The 20,570-nt window shown below is 38.5% G+C and carries 19 protein-coding genes; 10 read left to right on the top strand and 9 right to left on the bottom strand.

The window, feature by feature from the left end:
• Positions 1 to 25: 25 nt before the first annotated feature.
• The 3 genes from ACFE6N_RS13795 to ACFE6N_RS13785 all read right to left on the bottom strand — a co-directional run bounded on the left by ACFE6N_RS13795 (position 26) and on the right by ACFE6N_RS13785 (position 2,978).
• On the bottom strand, positions 26 to 1,759 hold the full coding sequence (locus ACFE6N_RS13795; RefSeq protein WP_378937346.1) for a M23 family metallopeptidase: 1,734 nt from the start codon (positions 1,757 to 1,759) through the stop codon (positions 26 to 28).
• A gap of 3 nt (positions 1,760 to 1,762) precedes the next feature.
• Positions 1,763 to 2,374, bottom strand: coding sequence for a fumarylacetoacetate hydrolase family protein (locus tag ACFE6N_RS13790; RefSeq protein ID WP_378937344.1), 612 nt, complete (start codon positions 2,372 to 2,374; stop codon positions 1,763 to 1,765).
• Positions 2,375 to 2,447: 73 nt separating this feature from the next.
• Entirely contained in the window at positions 2,448 to 2,978 is a 531-nt protein-coding gene (locus tag ACFE6N_RS13785; protein WP_145860271.1) for a T9SS type A sorting domain-containing protein, read from the bottom strand.
• A 179-nt stretch (positions 2,979 to 3,157) separates the two neighbouring features.
• Between ACFE6N_RS13785 and ACFE6N_RS13780 the strand changes: the two genes are divergently transcribed.
• On the top strand, positions 3,158 to 5,116 hold the full coding sequence (locus ACFE6N_RS13780; protein ID WP_090986103.1) for a KUP/HAK/KT family potassium transporter: 1,959 nt from the start codon (positions 3,158 to 3,160) through the stop codon (positions 5,114 to 5,116).
• Positions 5,117 to 5,371: 255 nt separating this feature from the next.
• On the opposite strand, the gene ACFE6N_RS13775 is transcribed toward ACFE6N_RS13780, so the two are convergent.
• The 3 genes from ACFE6N_RS13775 to ACFE6N_RS13765 all read right to left on the bottom strand — a co-directional run bounded on the left by ACFE6N_RS13775 (position 5,372) and on the right by ACFE6N_RS13765 (position 8,643).
• Positions 5,372 to 5,887, bottom strand: a complete 516-nt coding sequence (locus tag ACFE6N_RS13775) for a transposase (RefSeq protein WP_145860275.1) — start codon at positions 5,885 to 5,887, stop codon at positions 5,372 to 5,374.
• 238 nt (positions 5,888 to 6,125) lie between these two features.
• Entirely contained in the window at positions 6,126 to 6,677 is a 552-nt protein-coding gene (locus ACFE6N_RS13770) for a hypothetical protein (protein WP_378937341.1), read from the bottom strand.
• A 16-nt stretch (positions 6,678 to 6,693) separates the two neighbouring features.
• Positions 6,694 to 8,643, bottom strand: coding sequence for an amino acid permease (locus ACFE6N_RS13765; protein WP_145860280.1), 1,950 nt, complete (start codon positions 8,641 to 8,643; stop codon positions 6,694 to 6,696).
• Between the two features lie 293 nt (positions 8,644 to 8,936).
• Here ACFE6N_RS13765 and ACFE6N_RS13760 point away from each other — a divergent pair, with 293 nt between their 5' ends.
• Positions 8,937 to 10,160 (top strand): MFS transporter, encoded by a 1,224-nt coding sequence (locus ACFE6N_RS13760; RefSeq protein ID WP_378937339.1) that lies wholly within the window; start codon positions 8,937 to 8,939, stop codon positions 10,158 to 10,160.
• Positions 10,161 to 10,705: 545 nt separating this feature from the next.
• On the opposite strand, the gene ACFE6N_RS13755 is transcribed toward ACFE6N_RS13760, so the two are convergent.
• The 3 genes from ACFE6N_RS13755 to yihA all read right to left on the bottom strand — a co-directional run bounded on the left by ACFE6N_RS13755 (position 10,706) and on the right by yihA (position 14,070).
• Positions 10,706 to 12,409, bottom strand: a complete 1,704-nt coding sequence (locus tag ACFE6N_RS13755) for a M3 family oligoendopeptidase (RefSeq protein WP_378937336.1) — start codon at positions 12,407 to 12,409, stop codon at positions 10,706 to 10,708.
• 95 nt (positions 12,410 to 12,504) lie between these two features.
• Positions 12,505 to 13,362, bottom strand: a complete 858-nt coding sequence (locus tag ACFE6N_RS13750) for a UbiA-like polyprenyltransferase (RefSeq protein WP_090986088.1) — start codon at positions 13,360 to 13,362, stop codon at positions 12,505 to 12,507.
• A gap of 84 nt (positions 13,363 to 13,446) precedes the next feature.
• On the bottom strand, positions 13,447 to 14,070 hold the full coding sequence (gene yihA / locus ACFE6N_RS13745; RefSeq protein WP_090986086.1) for a ribosome biogenesis GTP-binding protein YihA/YsxC: 624 nt from the start codon (positions 14,068 to 14,070) through the stop codon (positions 13,447 to 13,449).
• 163 nt (positions 14,071 to 14,233) lie between these two features.
• On the opposite strand from yihA, the gene ubiE reads away from it, so the two are divergent.
• The 8 genes from ubiE (at position 14,234) to ACFE6N_RS13705 (ending at position 20,556) form a co-directional block, all read left to right on the top strand.
• Entirely contained in the window at positions 14,234 to 14,965 is a 732-nt protein-coding gene (ubiE, locus tag ACFE6N_RS13740) for a bifunctional demethylmenaquinone methyltransferase/2-methoxy-6-polyprenyl-1,4-benzoquinol methylase UbiE (RefSeq protein ID WP_378937333.1), read from the top strand.
• Complete coding sequence (locus tag ACFE6N_RS13735; RefSeq protein ID WP_378937331.1) at positions 14,962 to 15,759, top strand: outer membrane beta-barrel protein; 798 nt, start codon at positions 14,962 to 14,964, stop codon at positions 15,757 to 15,759. The genes ubiE and ACFE6N_RS13735 overlap by 4 nt, the downstream gene beginning before the upstream one ends.
• 88 nt (positions 15,760 to 15,847) lie before the next feature.
• Positions 15,848 to 16,606, top strand: a complete 759-nt coding sequence (locus tag ACFE6N_RS13730) for an SDR family NAD(P)-dependent oxidoreductase (RefSeq protein ID WP_378937329.1) — start codon at positions 15,848 to 15,850, stop codon at positions 16,604 to 16,606.
• 196 nt (positions 16,607 to 16,802) lie between these two features.
• Positions 16,803 to 17,249, top strand: a complete 447-nt coding sequence (locus ACFE6N_RS13725) for a GatB/YqeY domain-containing protein (protein ID WP_090986080.1) — start codon at positions 16,803 to 16,805, stop codon at positions 17,247 to 17,249.
• Between the two features lie 173 nt (positions 17,250 to 17,422).
• Entirely contained in the window at positions 17,423 to 18,187 is a 765-nt protein-coding gene (locus ACFE6N_RS13720; protein ID WP_090986078.1) for an alpha/beta fold hydrolase, read from the top strand.
• Entirely contained in the window at positions 18,188 to 18,850 is a 663-nt protein-coding gene (locus ACFE6N_RS13715) for a CBS domain-containing protein (RefSeq protein ID WP_378937326.1), read from the top strand.
• Positions 18,851 to 18,859: 9 nt separating this feature from the next.
• Positions 18,860 to 19,741, top strand: a complete 882-nt coding sequence (locus ACFE6N_RS13710) for an NAD kinase (RefSeq protein WP_293744342.1) — start codon at positions 18,860 to 18,862, stop codon at positions 19,739 to 19,741.
• 2 nt (positions 19,742 to 19,743) lie between these two features.
• Positions 19,744 to 20,556: a DUF6089 family protein gene (locus ACFE6N_RS13705; protein WP_378937324.1), complete on the top strand. Its 813-nt coding sequence runs from the start codon at positions 19,744 to 19,746 to the stop codon at positions 20,554 to 20,556.
• The last annotated feature ends 14 nt before the right edge of the window (positions 20,557 to 20,570 follow it).

Raw genomic sequence — 20,570 nt, 5'->3', positions numbered from 1 at the left:
TGACATTTTAAAACATTTTTACCACTTATTTGGAAAAATGTATCGGATATCGTCTGGTGTTTTCTTTCATATCCGTAACCACCAGTTCAAACGAATGTTTGCCAGATGGCGTTCGCTCATCAAAGCTGTGCCAAAGTGTTGCAGTTTTGGTATCAAATTCCATCAATACCCATTGACCATCGATATAACCATCAAAACTTTTTATTCCGGATAGATTATCGCTGATCTTTAAAATGATTTTAGATAAACCTGCCATACTTTTCCCCTCCGAGATGTTTACAGGTGATATTCTTGGCGCAATGGTATCAATGGCAATATAAAAGCTCCCAAAGTTTTTTGGTCTGGCCTTAACATAACCGTTCTCGAAAAAACCACCCTGCGATGAACCGTTTGCATTTACAATTAGTGCTTTACTCCTGAGGTTTTCCGGAAGCTGATCAGCCTTGATGGAGATGTCAAATCCGATATGCAATGGTGTATATCTGTTGTGAATCTGATGAACAGCCGACCAGGCATTACCTGCAGGTTTTGGTAACTTTTTATAAGTGAAGTTTAAATCGCTATACAATGTTCCAAGCGGGAAAAACACCTTGATATCATCAGTAGTAAATTCGTTTGTTTTATTGTAGGGATAAATTGTTCCGGAAGGAACAATAGGGGCTGTAGCAGTTGCTACGCCCGCATTTACCGTAAAATGGAGAACAGAAGTATTTCCTTTTGAATCGGTAATAATATAGCGAAGCTGATGTGAAGCACCATCATTGAAGTTAATCCTGCCGCTATTTACCAAACCACTGTAAATTTTTAACGGGTTGCCAGGTTCAACAAAACTTTTCTGGATACTTCTTTTGGTATTGAGGTAGGTAGGATAGTCGATATGTGAGTTGATGGCTTTGCTGTTCTCAAAAGCAAAACGTTCTAAAGCCGAAGTATAAACCTTTTTTCCATCAACTTCCAATTCGATGGAATAAACGCCATTAGTGCCTGACAAACCGTTATGCCTGTCGGTTACCACAATGCCGAAACCAACCTCACCGGTTAAACTAATGGGCGCAACGGTTTTATAACTGCCATTGGCACCACTAATGCCAATAGCCTGTTTCGGCGTATTTTCATTAAAAGTTTTGCCGTTTAACCGATATACATACAATCCATGGATTACAGGGGGGATATTATCGGGAATGATGATCCCGAAAAACTGGGGATTAATGGTTTCTTCAGTTTTGGTATCTCTGATTTCGAAATGCAAATGCGGGCCACCAGAGCTGCCACGGTTACCAGACCAGGCAATGATTTCTCCCTTATGTACAGGGATTAATGTGGCATCAGGAAATTCATCAATTTCGAATGATTTCTTTTCATATTCAAGGTTTTTAACAATCGTAGCAATTTTCGGAGCAAAGCGCTGTAAATGACCGTAAACGGTGGTAAAACCATTGGGGTGATTAATGTAGAGCGCCTGTCCAAAACCGCTGTTCTGTACCCTTAACCTCGATATATATCCGTCTGCAACCGCATAAACGGGGTAACCTTCACGCTGGTTGGTCCTGAAATCGACTCCTGAATGAAAGTGATTGGCTCTGATTTCTCCAAAAGAACCTGCCAGGGCAGGAGGGGTAATATCCAAAGGTTGTCTGAAATCGGTAATCGGATATTTGTTGTTGCTGAAGATCTGTTGTGCCTGAACGAAAGTAGATGCGGCTAAAAGGCAAACTGAAATGTAAAATTTTAATTTGTACGGGATCGGGTTATTAATCATTCGTTACTTAACATCAAAATTTAAAAGTTGTTTTTCTTCCAACCAGGCTTCCAGCTTGTCCCCTCTATTTATTTTTCCTACACCCTGTGGTGTTCCGGTAAAAATCAAATCGCCTTTTTTTAATGTAATGTATTGAGAAACAAAACTGATTATCTTTTCGAACGAGAATAACAAATCTTTGGTATGCCCAATCTGCCGGCTTTCGCCATTGACCTTTAATTCGAAATTCAGATTGTAAAGATCTTTGTAATCGCTTTTAGGCATGAAAATACTAACTGGTGCCGAATTGTCAAAAGCCTTAGCCAGCTCCCAGGGCAAACCTTTTTCTTTGTGTTTTGCCTGGATATCGCGTGCGGTGAAATCAATGCCCAGACCCACTTCATCATAATAATTAGCCGCAAATTTTTCAGCAATGTGTTTTCCTTCCTTACAGATTTTTAGAACTACTTCTAGTTCGTAATGCACATCATCAGAAAAATCGGGAAGGTAAAAGGGCTTATTGTCTTTTAATACGGCTGTATCTGGCTTCAGGAAAATTACAGGAGCGGTTGGAACCGGGTTGTTCAATTCTTTTGCATGCTCTGCATAATTTCTGCCAATGGCTATGATTTTCATTCTTAATTATAATATATGTGAAAATAACTGGGGAATTAACCCGAATCATTCAAAAATAGAAAAGAAAATGGTGTTATAAAACTGAGATCCGTTTTACCTGGCTTTCTGAACCTGCAATGACCCTTAAAAAGTAGATGCCAGGGTTGATCCTGCTGGGAACGGCAAAGTTCTTGGTATGCTCACCCGCATTTAAACGTTCGTTCAAAAGCGTTGCTACTTCATTTCCCAGTAAATCGATAATTTTAATCGTAGTCTGAGTGCCGTCTTTTCCAATAGATAGGATGATATTTAACTGATCTTCTACCGGATTAGGATATATTTTTAAAATATTCAACAGCTTATCTTTAGCTACAACGGTTGTGCTTTTAGTAACTGTAGAGTAAGTATTGAACATTCCTGAACCGCCAGTAGTCATAAAGAGTGGCTTGTAAGGGGTAATATTGGCTTTAATTTCAGGAATCCGACCAGCTTTTTTTGTCCGGCTTTTTAGGCTGATGTGGATGCTATCCGTTTGTTGCGACCAAGAATTTGAGCTGCATAACAAAACAATGCACCATGTGCATACAAGTTTTGTGAGCAACGTTATCTTAGTGTAGAGTTTCATCAAATTGGTATAGCAAATGTATTAATTTAAAACAAAGAAATTAAACATTTTGTTTAAAACCCATAATTTAACACAATTTAACAATAAAATTTAATTTTCATAGTGTTAAAAATACACAATAATTTGGTTGTTAAATTGTTATAGTTAGTTTACTTTTGCCGCACTAAATAATCAACGAAGTGTCAAATCATAAAAATGTCAACGCGTTAACCGCCGGCGGTGTTCTAATTAGTTTAGGAATTGTATTTGGAGACATTGGTACATCACCCCTTTATACCTTAAATGCGATTTTCACCACAATTTTAGGAGGGAAGCAGGATATCAATCCGTTAAATGTTTTGGGTGTTTTATCCTGTATAATTTGGACATTAACGTTACAAACCACCGTTAAGTATGTTATCATTACCCTTAGGGCAGATAACAAGGGCGAGGGTGGTATTTTCTCTTTATTTTCTCTGGTGCGTAAAAAGGCAAAGTGGTTGGTTGTTCCGGCCGTTGTAGGTGGCTGTGCCTTGCTTGCAGACGGTATTATTACGCCAAGTATCACCGTTACATCAGCCATTGAAGGGCTTACCAATAAATTCGATGTGCCGGTTATTCCCATTGTGCTTACCATTTTAACTATCCTGTTTGTTATTCAACAGTTCGGTACCAATATGGTGGGTAAACTATTTGGTCCGGTCATGTTTGTTTGGTTTGCGGTACTGGGTGTGGTAGGCGTATCTTATGTAATCAAGGATTTTAGCATTCTCAAGGCATTTAATCCTTATTATGCCATACATCTATTAGCTACCAATAAACTGGCATTTTTAATTTTGGGCGGCGTATTTTTATGTACCACCGGGGCAGAGGCCTTATATTCTGATCTGGGCCACTGCGGTAGAAATAATATTCGGATCAGCTGGATTTTTGTAAAGCTCACGCTTATTTTAAACTATTTAGGTCAGGGCGTTTGGATTTTGCAGAACAGTGGCAGTTACGTTCCGGGCGCAAAAATGAATCCGTTCTTCCAGATTGTTTCCAGTCAGTTTCAAATTCCGATGGTGATATTGGCTACAATGGCTGCGGTAATTGCCAGCCAGGCTTTAATTAGTGGCTCTTTTACGCTAATTGCAGAGGCGGTACGTTTAAACCTTTGGCCAAAAATTAAAATTATTTATCCATCTGTTTCAAAGGGCCAGTTATATGTGCCATCGATCAACTGGATGTTGTGGATTGGATGCTGTGGTATCGTACTGTTGTTTCAAAAGGCAGAGAGAATGGATGCGGCCTATGGTTTATCCATCACCATTGCCATGCTGATGACAACAATTCTGGTGAGCTTTTATTTAAGAAGCAGGCGTTTTCCGAAATATTTAATTGCCTTATTTTTCTTTACTTATGTAATTATTGAGGGCACATTTTTGATCAGTAATTTAACCAAGTTCTTACATGGCGGATGGGTAACGGTAATGATTGGTTCTTTATTGTTTACGGTAATGTGGAGCTGGTTTGTAGCGCGTAAAATTAAAAACCGTTTCGTTAAATATGTCGAAATAGAAGATTACTATGAGATTTTAACCGAATTGAGCAGTGATGAATCTGTTCCCAAATACTCCTCACAGTTGGTTTATTTAACCAGTGCCAACTTCAAAACAGAAATTGAGTCGAAAATTATTTATTCCATTATCCAAAAAGAGCCAAAACGTGCTGATGTGTATTGGCTGGTGCATGTTGACGTAATGGATGAGCCGTATACGATGGACTATAAGGTTGAATTCCTGATCCCGGGTAAATTGATCAGGATTGACTTCAGGCTAGGTTTCAGGATTGAACAACGGGTAAATTTATTATACCGTAAAGTGGTTGAGGAGTTGGTGAAAAATGGAGAGATCGACATTACCAGCCAGTACACCTCTTTAAACAAGCATAAAATTGCGGGTGATTTCAGATTTGTACTGTTAGAAAAGCATTTATCGAAGTTTACTAAACTGAGTTTCTATGAAAGGCAGATTATGGATTACTATTTTATCCTTAAAAAATTAAGTTTATCTGAAGAGCGAAGTTTTGGTCTGGATAGCAGTTATGTGGATGTGGAGAAAGTTCCGTTAATTTTTGTGACACCGGATGATATTGAATTGCATAGATTACCAGTTTAAGCAATGAGAACAGCATTGTTGATTTTGGGTACTGTGCTATTTATAGCAGGTCCCGCAGCCAAAATATACCACCTTGATCATGCGAATAGCTACATGATCGCGTCTGGATTAGGCCTTGTGATGATCACTTCTCTGGCATTTATAAAGAAGAAGTAACATAATCCTCTTTCTGTCAAAGAAGGAGGATTTCTCATTTTTCAATAAAACATATCCTCATTCCACATCTATCGGTTGGTGTCCCACCAACCGAAACAATTAATCTCTAAAATGTGTCAGTATCTTAAATTGATCAATCCCAGTTTCATAAAAGTTTGCACTACTCCACTTATAATCTTCAGGATATTTGCATAAGTTCCATTTTTCTTTAATCGGATTATCATGTATATAATCTAATTTTTGTATCCAAATGCTTTCTTTACTTAATGGAATGGCTAGCGGATCTCTTTTCCAAAACTGAAAAACTCTATCATTCTTTTGAGATCGATATTGATTTATGAGCATCGGACTATTAACCAAAAGATATTTTCTGAATTGGTGCGCTGTGAATTTAGTAAAACTCGCAGCTGGAGATTCTTTTCCATTTAATTTGAGGATGTTCCAAATTAAATGGATATGATTAGGCATGATGACGTAACCGTAAACTTCTATAAGTTTTTGATCGACTAGAAATTTCAGCGAATTTATGATAATCATTTTTAGATTGTCATCACTTAATAAGTGAGCGAAATTGCAGATGGTATCGGTATAAAAGTATGGATAGTTGTAATCCATTTGTCCCTGTCTTTTGTAAAAGATATGCATTGTTCATTTCATATTTGAGGTGCAGGGACAACCTAATACAATATACAGATATAATGATTAACATCAAATTATTTTCTGTCGGTGAGACACCGACCGATAGAATGAAGGGGGGCGGTTGGTGTCTCACCAACCGAGGTAATTGCTTTTTTTTTGAATAAAATAGGCTGAAATAAATTCTAGAAAAATGTATAGGTTATTAAGTAATAATTTACTGCTTTTTCCTTAAGTATTTGGTCATTGTGTTGGTGTAGTGATCATCAAAGCCTACAGCAGAAATTTCCTTATATTTTACCTTGGTCGGTTTATCATCCAGATAACCCGCAGGATCGAAGTTCAAAATCTTTAAACTTCGTTTCTTTACTTTTACAATCTCCCCAATTTTAAAAAAGAATCTTTTATCGTTTTCATTTTCTACCGTGCAGTTTAAATTTTTGTCTTTAATGGAATTGAATATAGTTTCCCAACTCTCCAGATCAATTTGATAAGGCATTTCGATCAGCTTTTTCTGTCCCTCCTGTTCCATTATAGAATCGAAAAATTGATCATAGTTGTTGTGTCTGATCTTGGTAATAGAAGATATTGGAAAAATGGTAAATCCGTTAAACAGAAAATCATCGTTCACTTTAAGGAAAACGAAATCAAATGAGTGATCTAAGATATAACCGTGAGAAAGTATGTAAGATTTGTTACCAACGTCTCTTTTAAATTTGACATAGTTTTTATCTTCCTGATGTTTCTCTATTTTCTCAAAAATTGTCATATCATTCATCTATAACTTAAACCTCTGGATTTGCCAATTTACTATGCTTGTACCCATAGGCAAAATAAACTACTAAGCCCACTACCAGCCAGATACCAAAGCCAATCCAGTTTGAAATGCCAAGCTCGCACATCATATATAAGCAGCTAATTAAGCCCAAAACCGGAATCAACGATAAGTTTTTGGTAATGCAATAGTAAGTTATCACTACACAGATGATTAAGAAAATCCACATCGGAATTTTATGCTTAAATAAACCCCAGCCGCTTTCGTATTTTTTCTCTACGGGAACTTTAGAGGCAGAAATAAACTGTTCATAACGATCAGCTGGTAATGCACTCAGGTAAGATTCTGCATCTACTTTCTCGGCCAGTACAATCTGTGGCGCAGCATTTTTAACAATTTCTTCTTTAACAATTTTCAGTTCATCGCCACTTAAGGAGGTAACAAAAGTTACGGTTTGAATGGTTTTAGGTGAATTGAAAAAGAATGCTTTGGTTTCTTTACCAAATTTGGTGAATGCGAAGATCAAGGCACCAATTAAAACAAATGGAACAATAAATTTACTGTTTACATAAGGTATTTTAAATTTTCCACGTTGAACGTCGGGCCTGTTCTGTAACACTAAAACCCCTGCGCAAACCAATACAAAAGCAAATAGCGTTCCGATAGAACAGAGATCGGTCACAATGGTAAGGTTCATAAACAATGATGGTACAGCTACTACAAAACCTACTACTATGGTTGCAAATGAAGGTGTTTTGTATTTCGGGTGGATTTTCGAAAAAGATTTCGGTAGCAATCCATCTCTGCTCATACTCATCCAGATCCTTGGTTGACCCATCTGAAATACCAAAAGTACACTGGCCATTGCAAATACCGCACTTACGGCAATAATACCGCTCATTAATTTTAAATCAATCTGGTCAAAAACAAATGCTAACGGATCGCCAACAGCTAAGGTATCTGATTTAACAATACCGGTTAAAACCAATGCAATTGCTACATAAAGAAGGGTACAGATAATAATCGCCCACATCATTCCACGCGGTAAGTCGCGTTGAGGATTTTTACATTCTTCAGCTGTTGTGGATATGGCGTCGAAACCGATGTAGGCGAAAAATACCGCTGAAACGCCTTTTAAAACACCTGAAACTCCATTTGGAGCAAATGGATTCCAGTTTTTGGTATCGACATAAAATATACCTACCGCCAATACCAAAAGAATTACTGCTAGCTTAACCACCACCATAGCGTTACTGGCATTGCGACTTTCTTTCATACCGCGGTAAATTAACCAGGTAATCAAAATAATGATACCAAGAGCCGGAATATCTGCTACAATATGAAAACCACCGATAGTTGGTGCTGTAAGCCAGGCATTATTGGCCAAGGCTGTAGCCGGATCCAAATCTGCTAGGTTTTTGCCAGCGGCTAATAGCGCTTCGGCATGTTGATGCCCGTTGTAGGCGCTTAAATAATCCATAGTCATCCAATCAGGTACGTGGATGCCATCAATGCCGAGCGGAGGTATTTTGATCGTGGAAAGTAACCCGGTGAAGTAATCAGACCAGGAGATGGCTACCGTGATATTACCGATGGAATATTCCATAATGAGCGACCACCCAATAATCCAGGCCACCAGTTCACCAAAGGCTACATAAGAATAAGTGTAGGCACTACCCGAAACAGGTACCATTGATGCAAACTCGGCATAAGCAAAGGCCGCAAAACTACAGGCAACCGCGGTAAAAATAAATAAAAAGATTACTGCAGGGCCGCCATCTGCACTTGCCTTACCAATCGTACTGAAAATGCCCGCTCCAATAATCGCTGCAATTCCAAAAGCTGTTAAATCGCGTACACCGAGTGTTTTATGTAGTGTATTTTCATGATCGCCATAGCCTTTTGCCGCATCTTGTAATATCTTGGAAATAGATTTCTTTCTGAATAGCTTTTCGAACATCTTTTGTTTGCTTGTTTGCTCAAACTTATAAAAAGTTTGGCTAAAAACGTTTAAAGCAAGATATAATTTTCAATACGCTATACCATCACACTACTAAAATGCAGCGAAAAAGAAGCCTGTTTATGGGGTTAAAGTCAAAATTTAAAATTATTTGCCTTGAATTGGCCTTTGGTTGATTGGTAAAATTTTACGCTGGTTAAAAGTGCTAAGTTTGTTGCCGAAAATCAATCAGATCAATATGCGCTATTAATTAGATTTTTAATCTGACCATTTTTTACGATAACAATATTAAGATGAATGCTGATACCACAAAAATAAAATATATTAAAGAGCGTCACCAGGGCCTGGCCACTATACTGGCCTTTGCCTTAATTCCATTGTCGGGTTTTGCTACCGATATTTATATCCCCTCCTTACCAACAATGGCAGGCGAAATGCAGGTAAGCAGTGTTCAGGTTCAACTTACTTTAAGCATCTTTTTAATTAGTTATGGTGTTGCACAGCTTTTTATCGGGAGCGTGCTTGATAGCTTTGGCAGGTACAAAATCTGCCTGTATTCGTTATTGATTTTTGCAGCAGCAAGTATAGTCATTGCTACAACGCATCACATTTACCTTATTTATTTGATGCGCGTTATTCACGGACTTACTGTAGGCGCAATTGTAGTAGCCAAAAGGGCATACTTTGTTGATCTTTTTGAAGGCAATCAGTTAAAACACTACCTCAGTCTGTTTTCCATCATTTGGTCTACCGGGCCAATTGTAGCACCTTTTATTGGCGGTTACCTTCAAACGGTATTTGGTTGGGAATCTAATTTCTATTTCCTGGCTGGTTTCGCCCTCGTTTTTGCTTTACTGGAGTTGCTTTTCAGTGGTGAAACCCTAACGTATTTTACCGATTTTCAGCTGAAAAAGATCACAGGCATTTATATCAAAATGATTAAAACACCCAGTTTTACTTTAGGCATTGTAATGTTAGGCCTAGCCTATTGTATGGTGATGGTTTACAACATGACCGGTCCGTTTATTATCGAACACCATTTTAAGTTCTCACCCGTTATTGCCGGTTACAGCTCGTTGTTTTTAGGTTTTGCGTGGATGGTAGGCGGTTTTATTGGCAAGGCCACCATCAACAGGCCCTTCTTTAAACGATTAATGATCAACTCGCTGTTGCAGGTTGTTTTTGTAGCTTTAATGATCGTAAGCTTAAATTTTATTTCCAACCTTTGGTCGTTAATTTTCTTCGCTTTTTTGATCCATATAGGGGCTGGTTTTACCTTTAACAATTACTTTACTTTCTGCCTGAGCAAATTCCCGAAAAATGCAGGCATTGCAGGTGGATTAACGGGAGGCATTACATATGTAATTGTATCATTTTTAAGCTACGGAATTGTGAACCTGATCCCCGCAAAAGATGAACGTAACCTGGGTTATAGTTATCTGATCATGATCTTGCTGTCGGTTTTAGTGATGTTTGTGATTCTTAGGATCAGCAAAAAGGATCAGGCTGTAGATTAATGATTATATGCATCTATGTGAAGTTAATTTTTTTGAAGAGCAAAGCCTGTGAGGTATAGTTTAGTAAAATCCTTTTAGAAAGTTTTGGATAAAAATAATTATCCTTTTCCAAAAGGCAATCCATTCCATCTGTACTATTCAGCGGTGTACAGAGAATAAATTACTGATTTTGATCATCTATTCTAAGACTGTGGTTCCGTGCCAGTTATGTTTCGTGGCAAAGAGCTGGAATCGAGTCTTATGGGGGGCACTAAGACCAGGTATAGTAAATCGGATAAAATTGACTTTAGTTGCCTAAACATCATTTAAATACATTGGCGGTTCTGCATTATTGTTTAGTTTCCGTGTCTTCTGTGTTTCGTGGCAAAGAACTGCAATCAAGTCTTAGCGAGAAGCTAAGACCAGGTAAGGTAAGTATTAATCTGTGTTCATCCTTTTTATCCGTGGTTATAAACCAAAAAAGTCGTGGTAAATACCACGACCCTTATTATATTTATATTACAGGGAAGCCTTCTAGCCTCCGCCTTTAAACCTTCAACCTTTCATTATCCCAATTTCTCCAGTTCCGATTTCACAAAACCGGCCAGTTCTTCTACATATTCAGCACTGAAATCAAATTTAATTCCTGCAGTTTCGTAGATCTCGTTTATAGGCTTGGTGTAACCCAAAGAAAGTGCTTCCAGATACTGTGCTAAAGCTTTTTCCGGATTTTCTTTATAGTTTTTCCAAACGGCTATGGCACCTAACTGGGCAATTGCATACTCGATATAGTAAAATGGAACTTCAAATAAGTGCAGTTGTTTTTGCCATACGTTTCCAAATTGCTGCTCCAGATCTGTCCAATCGGCAAACCCGGCACCAAAACGACTGTAAATCTGTTTAAATGTCTCTTCACGGTCGGCCGCTGTATGGTTAGGATTGGTGTAAATCCAATGCTGAAACTGGTCAATTACCGCAACCCAGGGCAATGTTTTTAAAACGTCGGCCAACTGTTCTTTTTTGGCACGCTTTAAATCTTCTTCATTATCAAAGTAAACATCCCACTTGTCCATTGAAATTAACTCCATACTCATAGATGCGAGTTCGGCTACTTCAGATGGACAATGCTTAAAATCATTGAGCTCTAAATTTGCGGTTAAAAAAGTGTGGATGGCATGGCCACCTTCGTGAACCATAGTCGTCAAATCGCGTAAAGAATTGGCCGAATTCATGAAGATGAATGGTGCCCCTGTCTCGGCCAATGGATAATTGTAACCGCCCGGTGCTTTACCTTTTCTGCTCTCTACATCAAAAAGATTATTGGCTTTCATGGTAGCCAATTTTGAACCCAATTTTTCATTAATGGCATTAAAGCAGGCAATGCTTTTATCAATCAGTTCCTCGCCGTTGCTAAACGGTTTTAAGGCTGGTTTACCACTTACGCTAACTTCCAGATCCCAGGGCTTTAGCGTTTCTAAACCTAGTGCCTCTCTACGTTTTTCTGCCTGTTCTTTTAAAATCGGGACAATTTCCTTTTCAATTGCATTGGCAAAATCATAACAATCCTGTGGGTTATAATCGAAACGTCCTAATGCCTGGAACATATAATCGCGGTAGTTTTCAAAGCCTGCATTTAAGGCAACCTGATTACGCAGCCTGATCAGCTCATCAAACAAAATGTTTAAATCATCTTTGTCAACCAAACGGCGTTGTTGGATCGTCTTCCAGGCATGTTCGCGCACCTCGCGGTTTAAATCTTTAATAAAAATAGAGGCTTGCTCCAAAGTATACTCTTGCCCGTTTAACTCCACACTCATGGCGCCGGTAATACTTTGGTATTTTTGCTGCTTTACCTGAAGCTCGGTAAAGAGTTCAATGTTTTCGTCGCGGTAAAGTTCTAAGGCTTTTTTAATGGCACGACTGTACACGAAATATTTTTCTTTGTCCAGATCATCCATAAATGGGCTTTCGACAAATTTTTTGTTCAGTTCGTTCGATAGCGGAGAGATCTTTGGCTCAATTTCCGTCGCAAAATATTGGAAGTTTTTGACCAGTTCATCATTCGCCGTATCACAACTCATTTTAATGTATCTCCAGGCAAAATCTTCTTCCAGGGCAGCTTCGAGTTCCGAACGGTCTTTTAACCATTGCTCTAACTCAGCGGTAGTTTTTATTTCGCGGTTTTGCAGTTCAGTAAAAAGTGGTGCTAAATTTTCCCAGGTAATGTTCAGTTCCTGAGGAATATATGTTCTTGGTTTCTTAGTGATCATAGTAATTAATTATTTAATATGGGAATGATTGAAGGCGTGAATGTTTTTATGACGCAATGTTATAATCTCTCATTCAAATTCAATCATTCATTCAATTATTTATGTCTTAAATACGCGTCTATTAAAAAGCATATGGCAAACACTACAGATGCATAACCGTTTAAGGTTTGAAATGCCCTGTTTACTTTGCTGATATCATTTGGTTTTACCAGTAAATGCTGATAAACAAGCATTGAACAGAAAAACACAATACCTACGTAATAAACCCAGCTAAAGGATGAAAAAAACACAGGCAAAATAACACAGGCGGCTGAAAGTATATGCAATAGCACAGAAACATTCAAAGCATTTTTAATGCCAAGTGCCGATGGGATGGAATGTAATTTTTCTTCTCGGTCAAATTCTTCGTCCTGAAGTGCATATATGATATCAAATCCACTTACCCAGAACAATACAGTTAACGAGTAAAGTACAGGCACCAGTGCAAAATGTCCGGTTACGGCAATATAGGCACCAATAGGGGCAAGGGCGAGTCCAAGGCCCAATACCAGGTGGCAAAGTGCAGTGAAACGTTTGGTGTAACTATAAAACAAAACCACAAATAAGGCCACGGGAGATAAATAGAAACATAGTGGATTAATAAAATAAGTGGTAATGGCAAATAGCAGGCAATTGATGATGACAAAAGTAAGTGCCTCATTGGCCGAAACTTTTCCTGCCGGGATATCGCGCATTTTGGTTCTTGGGTTCTTCGCATCAATATTCCGGTCGAGGTAGCGGTTAAAAGCCATGGCCGAATTTCTTGCAAAAACCATACAAAGCAAAACCAGAATAAGTTTATACCATGAAAATGGATTTTCTGTTGTAGTTACGCCCAAGAAGAAACCGATCATGGCGAATGGCAGCGCAAAAACAGAGTGAGCGAATAATACGAGTGAAAAGTATTTTTTCATTTTTTTAAGATGATGACACAGATTATCTGATTACACAGATTTTAGACGTTAAACTGAAATTGTGTACTGCAGACTGGAAAATGTTTAAAACTTCTTATAGTCTGTCGGAACGACGAAATCTTTATTTACCTCATAAATGAAGTTTAAAACTTCATCTTTCCCGGTTCCTTTTTCAGCAGAAGTGATAAAAGTAGCTGGAATTTCTTCAAAAAATTCGCCCAGCTTTTTCTTAAAGGCCGCAACGTTTTTCTGGGTGGTAGTCATCCCTTGTTTATCTGCTTTGGTAAAAATCAGCGAAAAGGGAATTTGTTTTTCACCTAACCAGTAGCAGAATTCAATATCAATTCCCTGTGGTTCTAAACGGCTGTCTATCAAAACAAAAACGCATTGTAAGCTTTCTCTTTTAGTGATGTATGCCCGGATAAATTTCTCCCATTTCTCTCTGCTGGTTTTAGAAACCTTCGCATAACCATAACCCGGCAAATCGACAATATACCAGGCCTCGTTAACTAAAAAGTGATTTATCAACTGTGTTTTTCCGGGGCGCTGAGAAGTTTTGGCCAATCCATGTTGATTAACCAGCATGTTGATCAATGAAGATTTACCCACATTAGAGCGGCCAATAAAAGCATATTCAGGCATAAGTGGTGCCGGTAATGCCGAAATCTGTGTGTTGCTGCAAACAAATGTTGCCGTTTTGATAATCATAATGCAAAGGTATGGTTTTGAGTCCGAAGTCCGAAGTTCGAAGTCGGAAGTACAAACTGATGTTCTTTAATCTGATTTTTGACACTACGGTGAATACTTTGCACCAAAGACTTGGGACTCCGGACTAAAGACTCCCGACTTTTATCTATCTTTGCTTCATATCATGAATCAGAATATTACTCCATACCAGGTAGAAAATGCAACTAAAAAAGAGCAGGTTGCAACCATGTTCAACAACATTTCTGGTACTTACGATTTTTTAAACCATTTTCTTTCTTTAGGAATTGATGTTTTATGGCGCAAAAAAGCCATTAAAGAACTGGTATCTATCCATCCAAGAACTTTACTTGATGTGGCCACCGGAACTGGTGATTTTGCTTTTGAGGCCATAAAAAAGCTTCATCCGGAACGCGTAATTGGTGTTGATATCTCGGAAGGCATGTTAGACGTGGCCAGGAAGAAAATTAACGAACGTGTTTTAAATGAAGTTTTTACCGTTCAGGTAGGCGATTCTGAGGGGCTGCATTTTGAAAACGATACGTTCGATGCCATTACCTGCGCATACGGGGTGCGCAACTTCGAAAATCTTGAAAAGGGATTAGCCGATATGTACAGGGTATTAAAGCCCAACGGTAAAATGGTGATTCTGGAATTTTCGAAACCAAAAGTTTTTCCGGTAAAACAGTTGTATAGTTTTTACTTTAAGCAGGTAACGCCTTTTTTTGGAAAACTCTTTTCGAAAGACCATAGAGCCTATACATATCTGCCAGAATCGGTAGCCGCGTTCCCAGACGGAGAGGATTTTACCAGCCTGATGGAAAAAGTTGGGTTTAAAAGTACCAAACAAAGAATTTTAACGTTTGGAATAAGTTCGATATATGTAGGAACTAAATGATCAGAAAATTAAGCTTCATTCTTTCACTTTTGATGGTTTCTACAGCCACCTTTGCGCAAAACTGGGGCGGGGGGATAGATGATGAAGACTGGAGTTTTGGTTTTAATTTTCAGTACATATCGGCCGAATACAAAATTCTTAAAAAGCCGAATTGGCGATCGCCTTTTTATGAAGTGCCAAACGCGCTTGATCCGTCATATGATCCAAATTCGGGCATTCCAATTACTCCAAACTTAAATGCTATTTCCAGTGCTCCCTCTCAAGGCTTTGGGTTAGGGTTTGTGATGAACAGAATGATATCAGACAACTTTGATATCCGTGCAACACCTTCGCTTATTTTTAGTGATCGGGTAGTTACTTATGAGTATGAGCCTATGGCCCCGATTGATGTGGGCAACGGGCAAACTAAAAACTTCCAGGCAATAGTTGACAAGAAAGTACAGGCTACCATGTTCGAATTTCCCTTAGGCATAAAGGTTAAATCGAACCGCTTGAATAATTTTAGGGTGTATTGGCTTGGCGGAGCTAAATATTCAGTTGATATCGCTTCTAAAAAGAAAACCTTCGATGAAGGAGAGGCGGCGGTAAACAAGTTTTTAAAAAATAAAAGGAATTACCTGTCGTACGAAACAGGTATTGGTTTTGATATTTATTTTGAGTATTTTAAAATGTCGCCCGAAATAAAACTCTCCTATTCGGCCAACGATTTGCTGCAGCATGACAATACCGTTTATGCCAATCCGATAGATAAGTTGAAATTACGTCAATTAACATTCAGTTTGATTTTTCAATAGTCAGGCAATCCAAAAAAACTTACCTTTGTTGGTATAGGTAAATTAAAGCTTTTTTAAAAAGCTTTACCGAGACTTAAAATTCATAGAAATGTCTAAAATAGCATTAATTACAGGTGCAACCTCTGGTATTGGTGAGGCTTGTGCCCATACATTTGCTCAGCAAGGTTACAACCTGATATTACTGGCCCGCAGAAATGATCGTTTGGCAAAAGTTGCTCATCATTTGGCAGATAAATATGCCATTAACATTCAGCAGGTTTTGTCTGATGTCCGCAATAACGAAAGCCTCACGGCTGCTTTAGAGGCCTTGCCCGCAGAATGGAAAAAGGTTGATGTTCTGATCAACAATGCGGGCTTAAGCCAGGGTTTAGATCCTATTGATAAAGGTGACACAAATGATTGGGACACCATGATTGATACCAATGTGAAAGGTTTGCTTTATGTAACTAAAATTGTTTCCAATTGGATGATTCCCAATCAGTCAGGACATATTATCAACATTGGTTCTATTGCCGGTAAAGAAGTTTATCCAAACGGAAACGTATATTGTGCCAGTAAACATGCGGTAGATGCTTTGAGCAAAGGCATGCGTATCGATTTATTGCCCCATGGCATAAAGGTTACTGAAATTAATCCGGGTATGGTAGAAACTGAATTTTCGGTGGTGCGTTTTAAAGGTGATGAAGACCGTGCAAAAAAGGTATACGAAAACCTGGAACCACTAATTGCCGATGATATTGCCGATGCCATCTGGTACGTGGTGAGCCGACCAAAACATGTTAATATCAACGACATGCTCATTATGCCAACTGCACAAGCTACCGCAACGATAGTAAATAGAGGTTAGTTAGGTTAACTGTGTAAACTGTATAAATTGGTTAACTGCTCTGGCGACTAACCTTTGAAACTGTTTAAATTGATAACTGTACAATTAACCGGTTTGAAAAAATAACCAACTACAAAAAAAACAAATTAGGTTTTAGGAGTATGTGTTTCTGCGATTAACCGATTTGAACAATTAACCGATTAACGATTAAGAGAAAATGATATCAAATACAATAGATCAGGAAATTAAAAAAGCCATGCTGGCTAAAAATAATGCACAGTTAAGAGGCTTAAGAGCAATAAAGGCAGCTTTACTGTTGGCTAAAACAGAAAAAGGGTCTTCAGAAGAAATTACAGAAGAAGCGGAAATCAAAATTCTTCAGAAACTGATTAAGCAGCGTCGTGAATCGGCTGATATTTATAGGCAACAAAACCGTGAAGACTTATATCAGGTAGAAAACGAGGAAATTGAGGTAATTAATCAATTCCTGCCAAAACAATTAGACAGGGAAGAGGTAGCCTCAATTATTGAAGGGGTAATCAAACAATCTGGCGCCACATCGGTTAAAGATATGGGTAAGGTAATGGGGATGGCAAATGCAGCACTTGCCGGCAAAGCTGATGGTAAATTAATTGCAGAGATCGTTAAAGAAAAACTCGCTTAATTGCGGTAAAAGTTTAAAGGCAGAAGGTTAACAATCGCCGACGCTTATCGCTTTACGCTTTGCAAAAGACGTTTTTATACCGTTTTCGATTTTATTTCAGAAAAATGGCTGATAAATGCATAAATTTAATTTTACTCTACTAACTTAGTATTACAATACCATCTAAAATAGATATGACTTACCCGATAAAAGAAGAAGACGGATTTAAATACATTGAAGCTGGAACAGGCGAGACACTGGTATTGCTACACGGCCTAATGGGCGAACTCAGCAATTGGGAACAGGTTATAGAACAGTTTAAAGATCGTTACAGGGTAATTATTCCAATTTTACCAATTTACGAACTGCCTATTTTAACATTGGGCGTAAAAGCATTATCAAGATATCTTCACCGCTTTTTAAAATATAAAAATTTAAACCAGGTAGTGCTTATCGGCAATTCGCTTGGCGGTCATGTTGGCTTAGTGTTTACAGTGGCACATCAGGAGTTTGTTAAGGCGTTGGTACTTACAGGTAGTTCTGGCTTATATGAAAATGCTTTTGGAGGGTCTTTCCCGCGTAGAGAGAGCTACGATTATATCAAGGAAAAAGTAGAGTTTACTTTTTACGATCCTGCAACAGCAACCAAAGAACTGGTTGATGATGTTTTTAAAACAGTTAACGATAGATCAAGGGTGATCCGTATTTTGACCATGGCAAAATCGGCAATACGCCACAACATGGCTAAAGACCTTTCCAAAATTACCATACCGGTTTCATTGATATGGGGCAAAAACGATAAGGTTACACCACCGGAAGTGGCAGAAGAATTTCACCAACTGTTGCCTAACTCCGAATTAAACTGGGTTGATAAATGCGGGCATGCGCCTATGATGGAACACCCACAGATATTTAATGCATTTTTAGAAAAGTTTTTAGATAGAATATTGTTAAAGTAAATGTTTGCAGCAGAAATCATATCAGATGCAATTCCATCATTAAGCGCCGATGACACGGTACAGAAAGCTTTAGATCGTATGAACGATTTTAAACTAAAGCATTTGCCCGTTGTTAACGAGGGAACTTTATTGGGGTTGGTATCTGAAGATGATTTGTTGAACATTGTTAATCACGATACGCTTCTAAGCGATAATGGCATAAACATACTTCATGTATTTGTGTTTAGTAATGCTCATGCTTACGATGTACTCCGGTTGTTCAACCAGTTAAATTTAACAGCCGTTCCGGTTTTGGATCAGCATAAAAACTACGCCGGTTTAATCCCTGTAATCTGTATGGTGAATGCCATGGCCGAACAGTATGCCGTAAACGAGGCAGGCGGAATTATTGTTCTGGAAATCGGTAACCGCGATAATTCATTGGCCCACATTGCCCAGATTGTTGAAGCCGATAATACACAGGTGCTCTCTTCGTATGTAAATTCTTTCGAAGATTCTACGCGTTTAGAGGTAACGCTCAAAGTAAATAAAACAGAAATTACTTCATTGGTAGCCGCTTTCGAAAGATATGATTATCTGGTTAAAGAGGTATACAATAACACCCAGATTGATGATGGATCGCAGGAGCGTTACGATTCTTTCATGAACTATTTAAATGTATAAACCTGCTTTATGAGGATTGCAATTTACGGAAGGGATTTTAATGATACGGTTTTGCCCTATGTACAAGAGGTTTTTAATCATTTAGCCGAACATCATATTCAGCCTGTTTTATATGCTAAATTTAAAACATCGCTACATGGGAAGATAAAACTTCCGGCCAATACCATTATTTTTCATAACCATACCGAACTAAAGGAACGTGCAGATGTATTGTTGAGCTTAGGTGGAGACGGTACATTGCTTGATACTTTATCATTGATTCGCAATTCAGGCATCCCTGTAATCGGGATCAACTTTGGCCGCCTTGGCTTTCTGGCCAGTATCAATAAAAATGAAATCGGATCGGCACTCCATGCCTTGATCAATAAAGAATATACCTTAGATTCCAGATCGCTCTTAAGGCTGGAATCAGATAATGGTTTATTTGGTGAAGAGAACTTTGCCTTGAACGATATTACCATTCACCGCCGCGATAATTCGGCGATGATGATTATTCATGCCTCAATGAACAATGAATTCATCAACTCTTACTGGGCCGATGGATTAATTATTGCAACCCCAACAGGTTCTACAGCTTACTCTTTAAGTTGCGGTGGACCAATTATTTATCCGGATTCTAAAAACTTTGTCATTACACCTATTGCCCCACATAATTTAAATGTACGGCCGGTTGTTGTGCCAGATAGCAATAAGCTCTCTTTCGAGGTAGAAGCCAGGGAATCAAAATTTTTGGTTTCATGTGATAGCCGGACAGTTACAGTAGAGCGTTCAGTAAAAATTAGCATTAAAAAGGCAGATTTTTGCTTAAATCTTATCCGCCTTAATAATGAAACCTATTTAAACACGTTAAGGAATAAATTATTGTGGGGTATAGATACCCGTAACTATTGAGTATGACTCCAGGTAAACAGCTGTTAATTATTCTACTTCTCATTGTTAATACGCAGCTGGTTAGCGCACAGCGTACAGTGGTGGGCAACCCTTCCTGGGAAGTTGGGATGATGGCTGGCGGAGCAGGTTATATGGGCGATCTTAACCAGAATAATCCCTTGCAGGTAAGTGGTTTCTCAGGCGGTGCTTATGTAAAACGGAATTTTAATCAATATGTTGGCATCCGTTTAAATTACACCTATGGACAGATCAGGGCAGATGATGCCGATTCGCGTAATGAACAGTTCCGCCAAAGAAACCTGCGTTTTAAAACAACGTTAAATGAGTTTAGCGGACTGGTAGATTTCAATTTTTTTAATTTTAACCTGGGCGGCGGAACGCGTCAGTTTACGCCCTATCTTTTTACAGGGCTGGGTTTTCTTGTGTTTAAACCAACTGTAAATGTTTATGGTGAAAAATACCGGTTAGACCGATTAGCCACCGAAGGTCAGGAAAATGGCTATAATAATGCAGTATTAACTATTCCGTATGGCCTTGGGCTACGGTATAATTACAAATCTACATGGAGTGTTTTTACCGAATTGGGGTACAGGACGCCTTTTACAGATTATATTGATGACGTAAGCGGAAGGTATCCAACTAATCCAGCTTATGCTAAAAGCGGAGATTACTGGGTTAATTTATCTGATCCTTCAGCTAACCAGATTGGAATGCCAGGCACCCAAAGAGGCGATTTTAGAAAAAGGGATACTTATCTATTTGTTAGTATTGGCATATCTTTTACCTTTGTATCCTCAAAATGCTATTCCTTTTAAGCTGATTTTGACAT

Source organism: Pedobacter sp. BG31 (genome assembly GCF_042464845.1).
GTDB classification, from domain to species: Bacteria; Bacteroidota; Bacteroidia; order Sphingobacteriales; family Sphingobacteriaceae; genus Pedobacter; species Pedobacter suwonensis.
The sequence above is the reverse complement of the archived record's forward strand: the minus strand, read 5'-3'. Positions and strand labels throughout refer to the sequence as shown.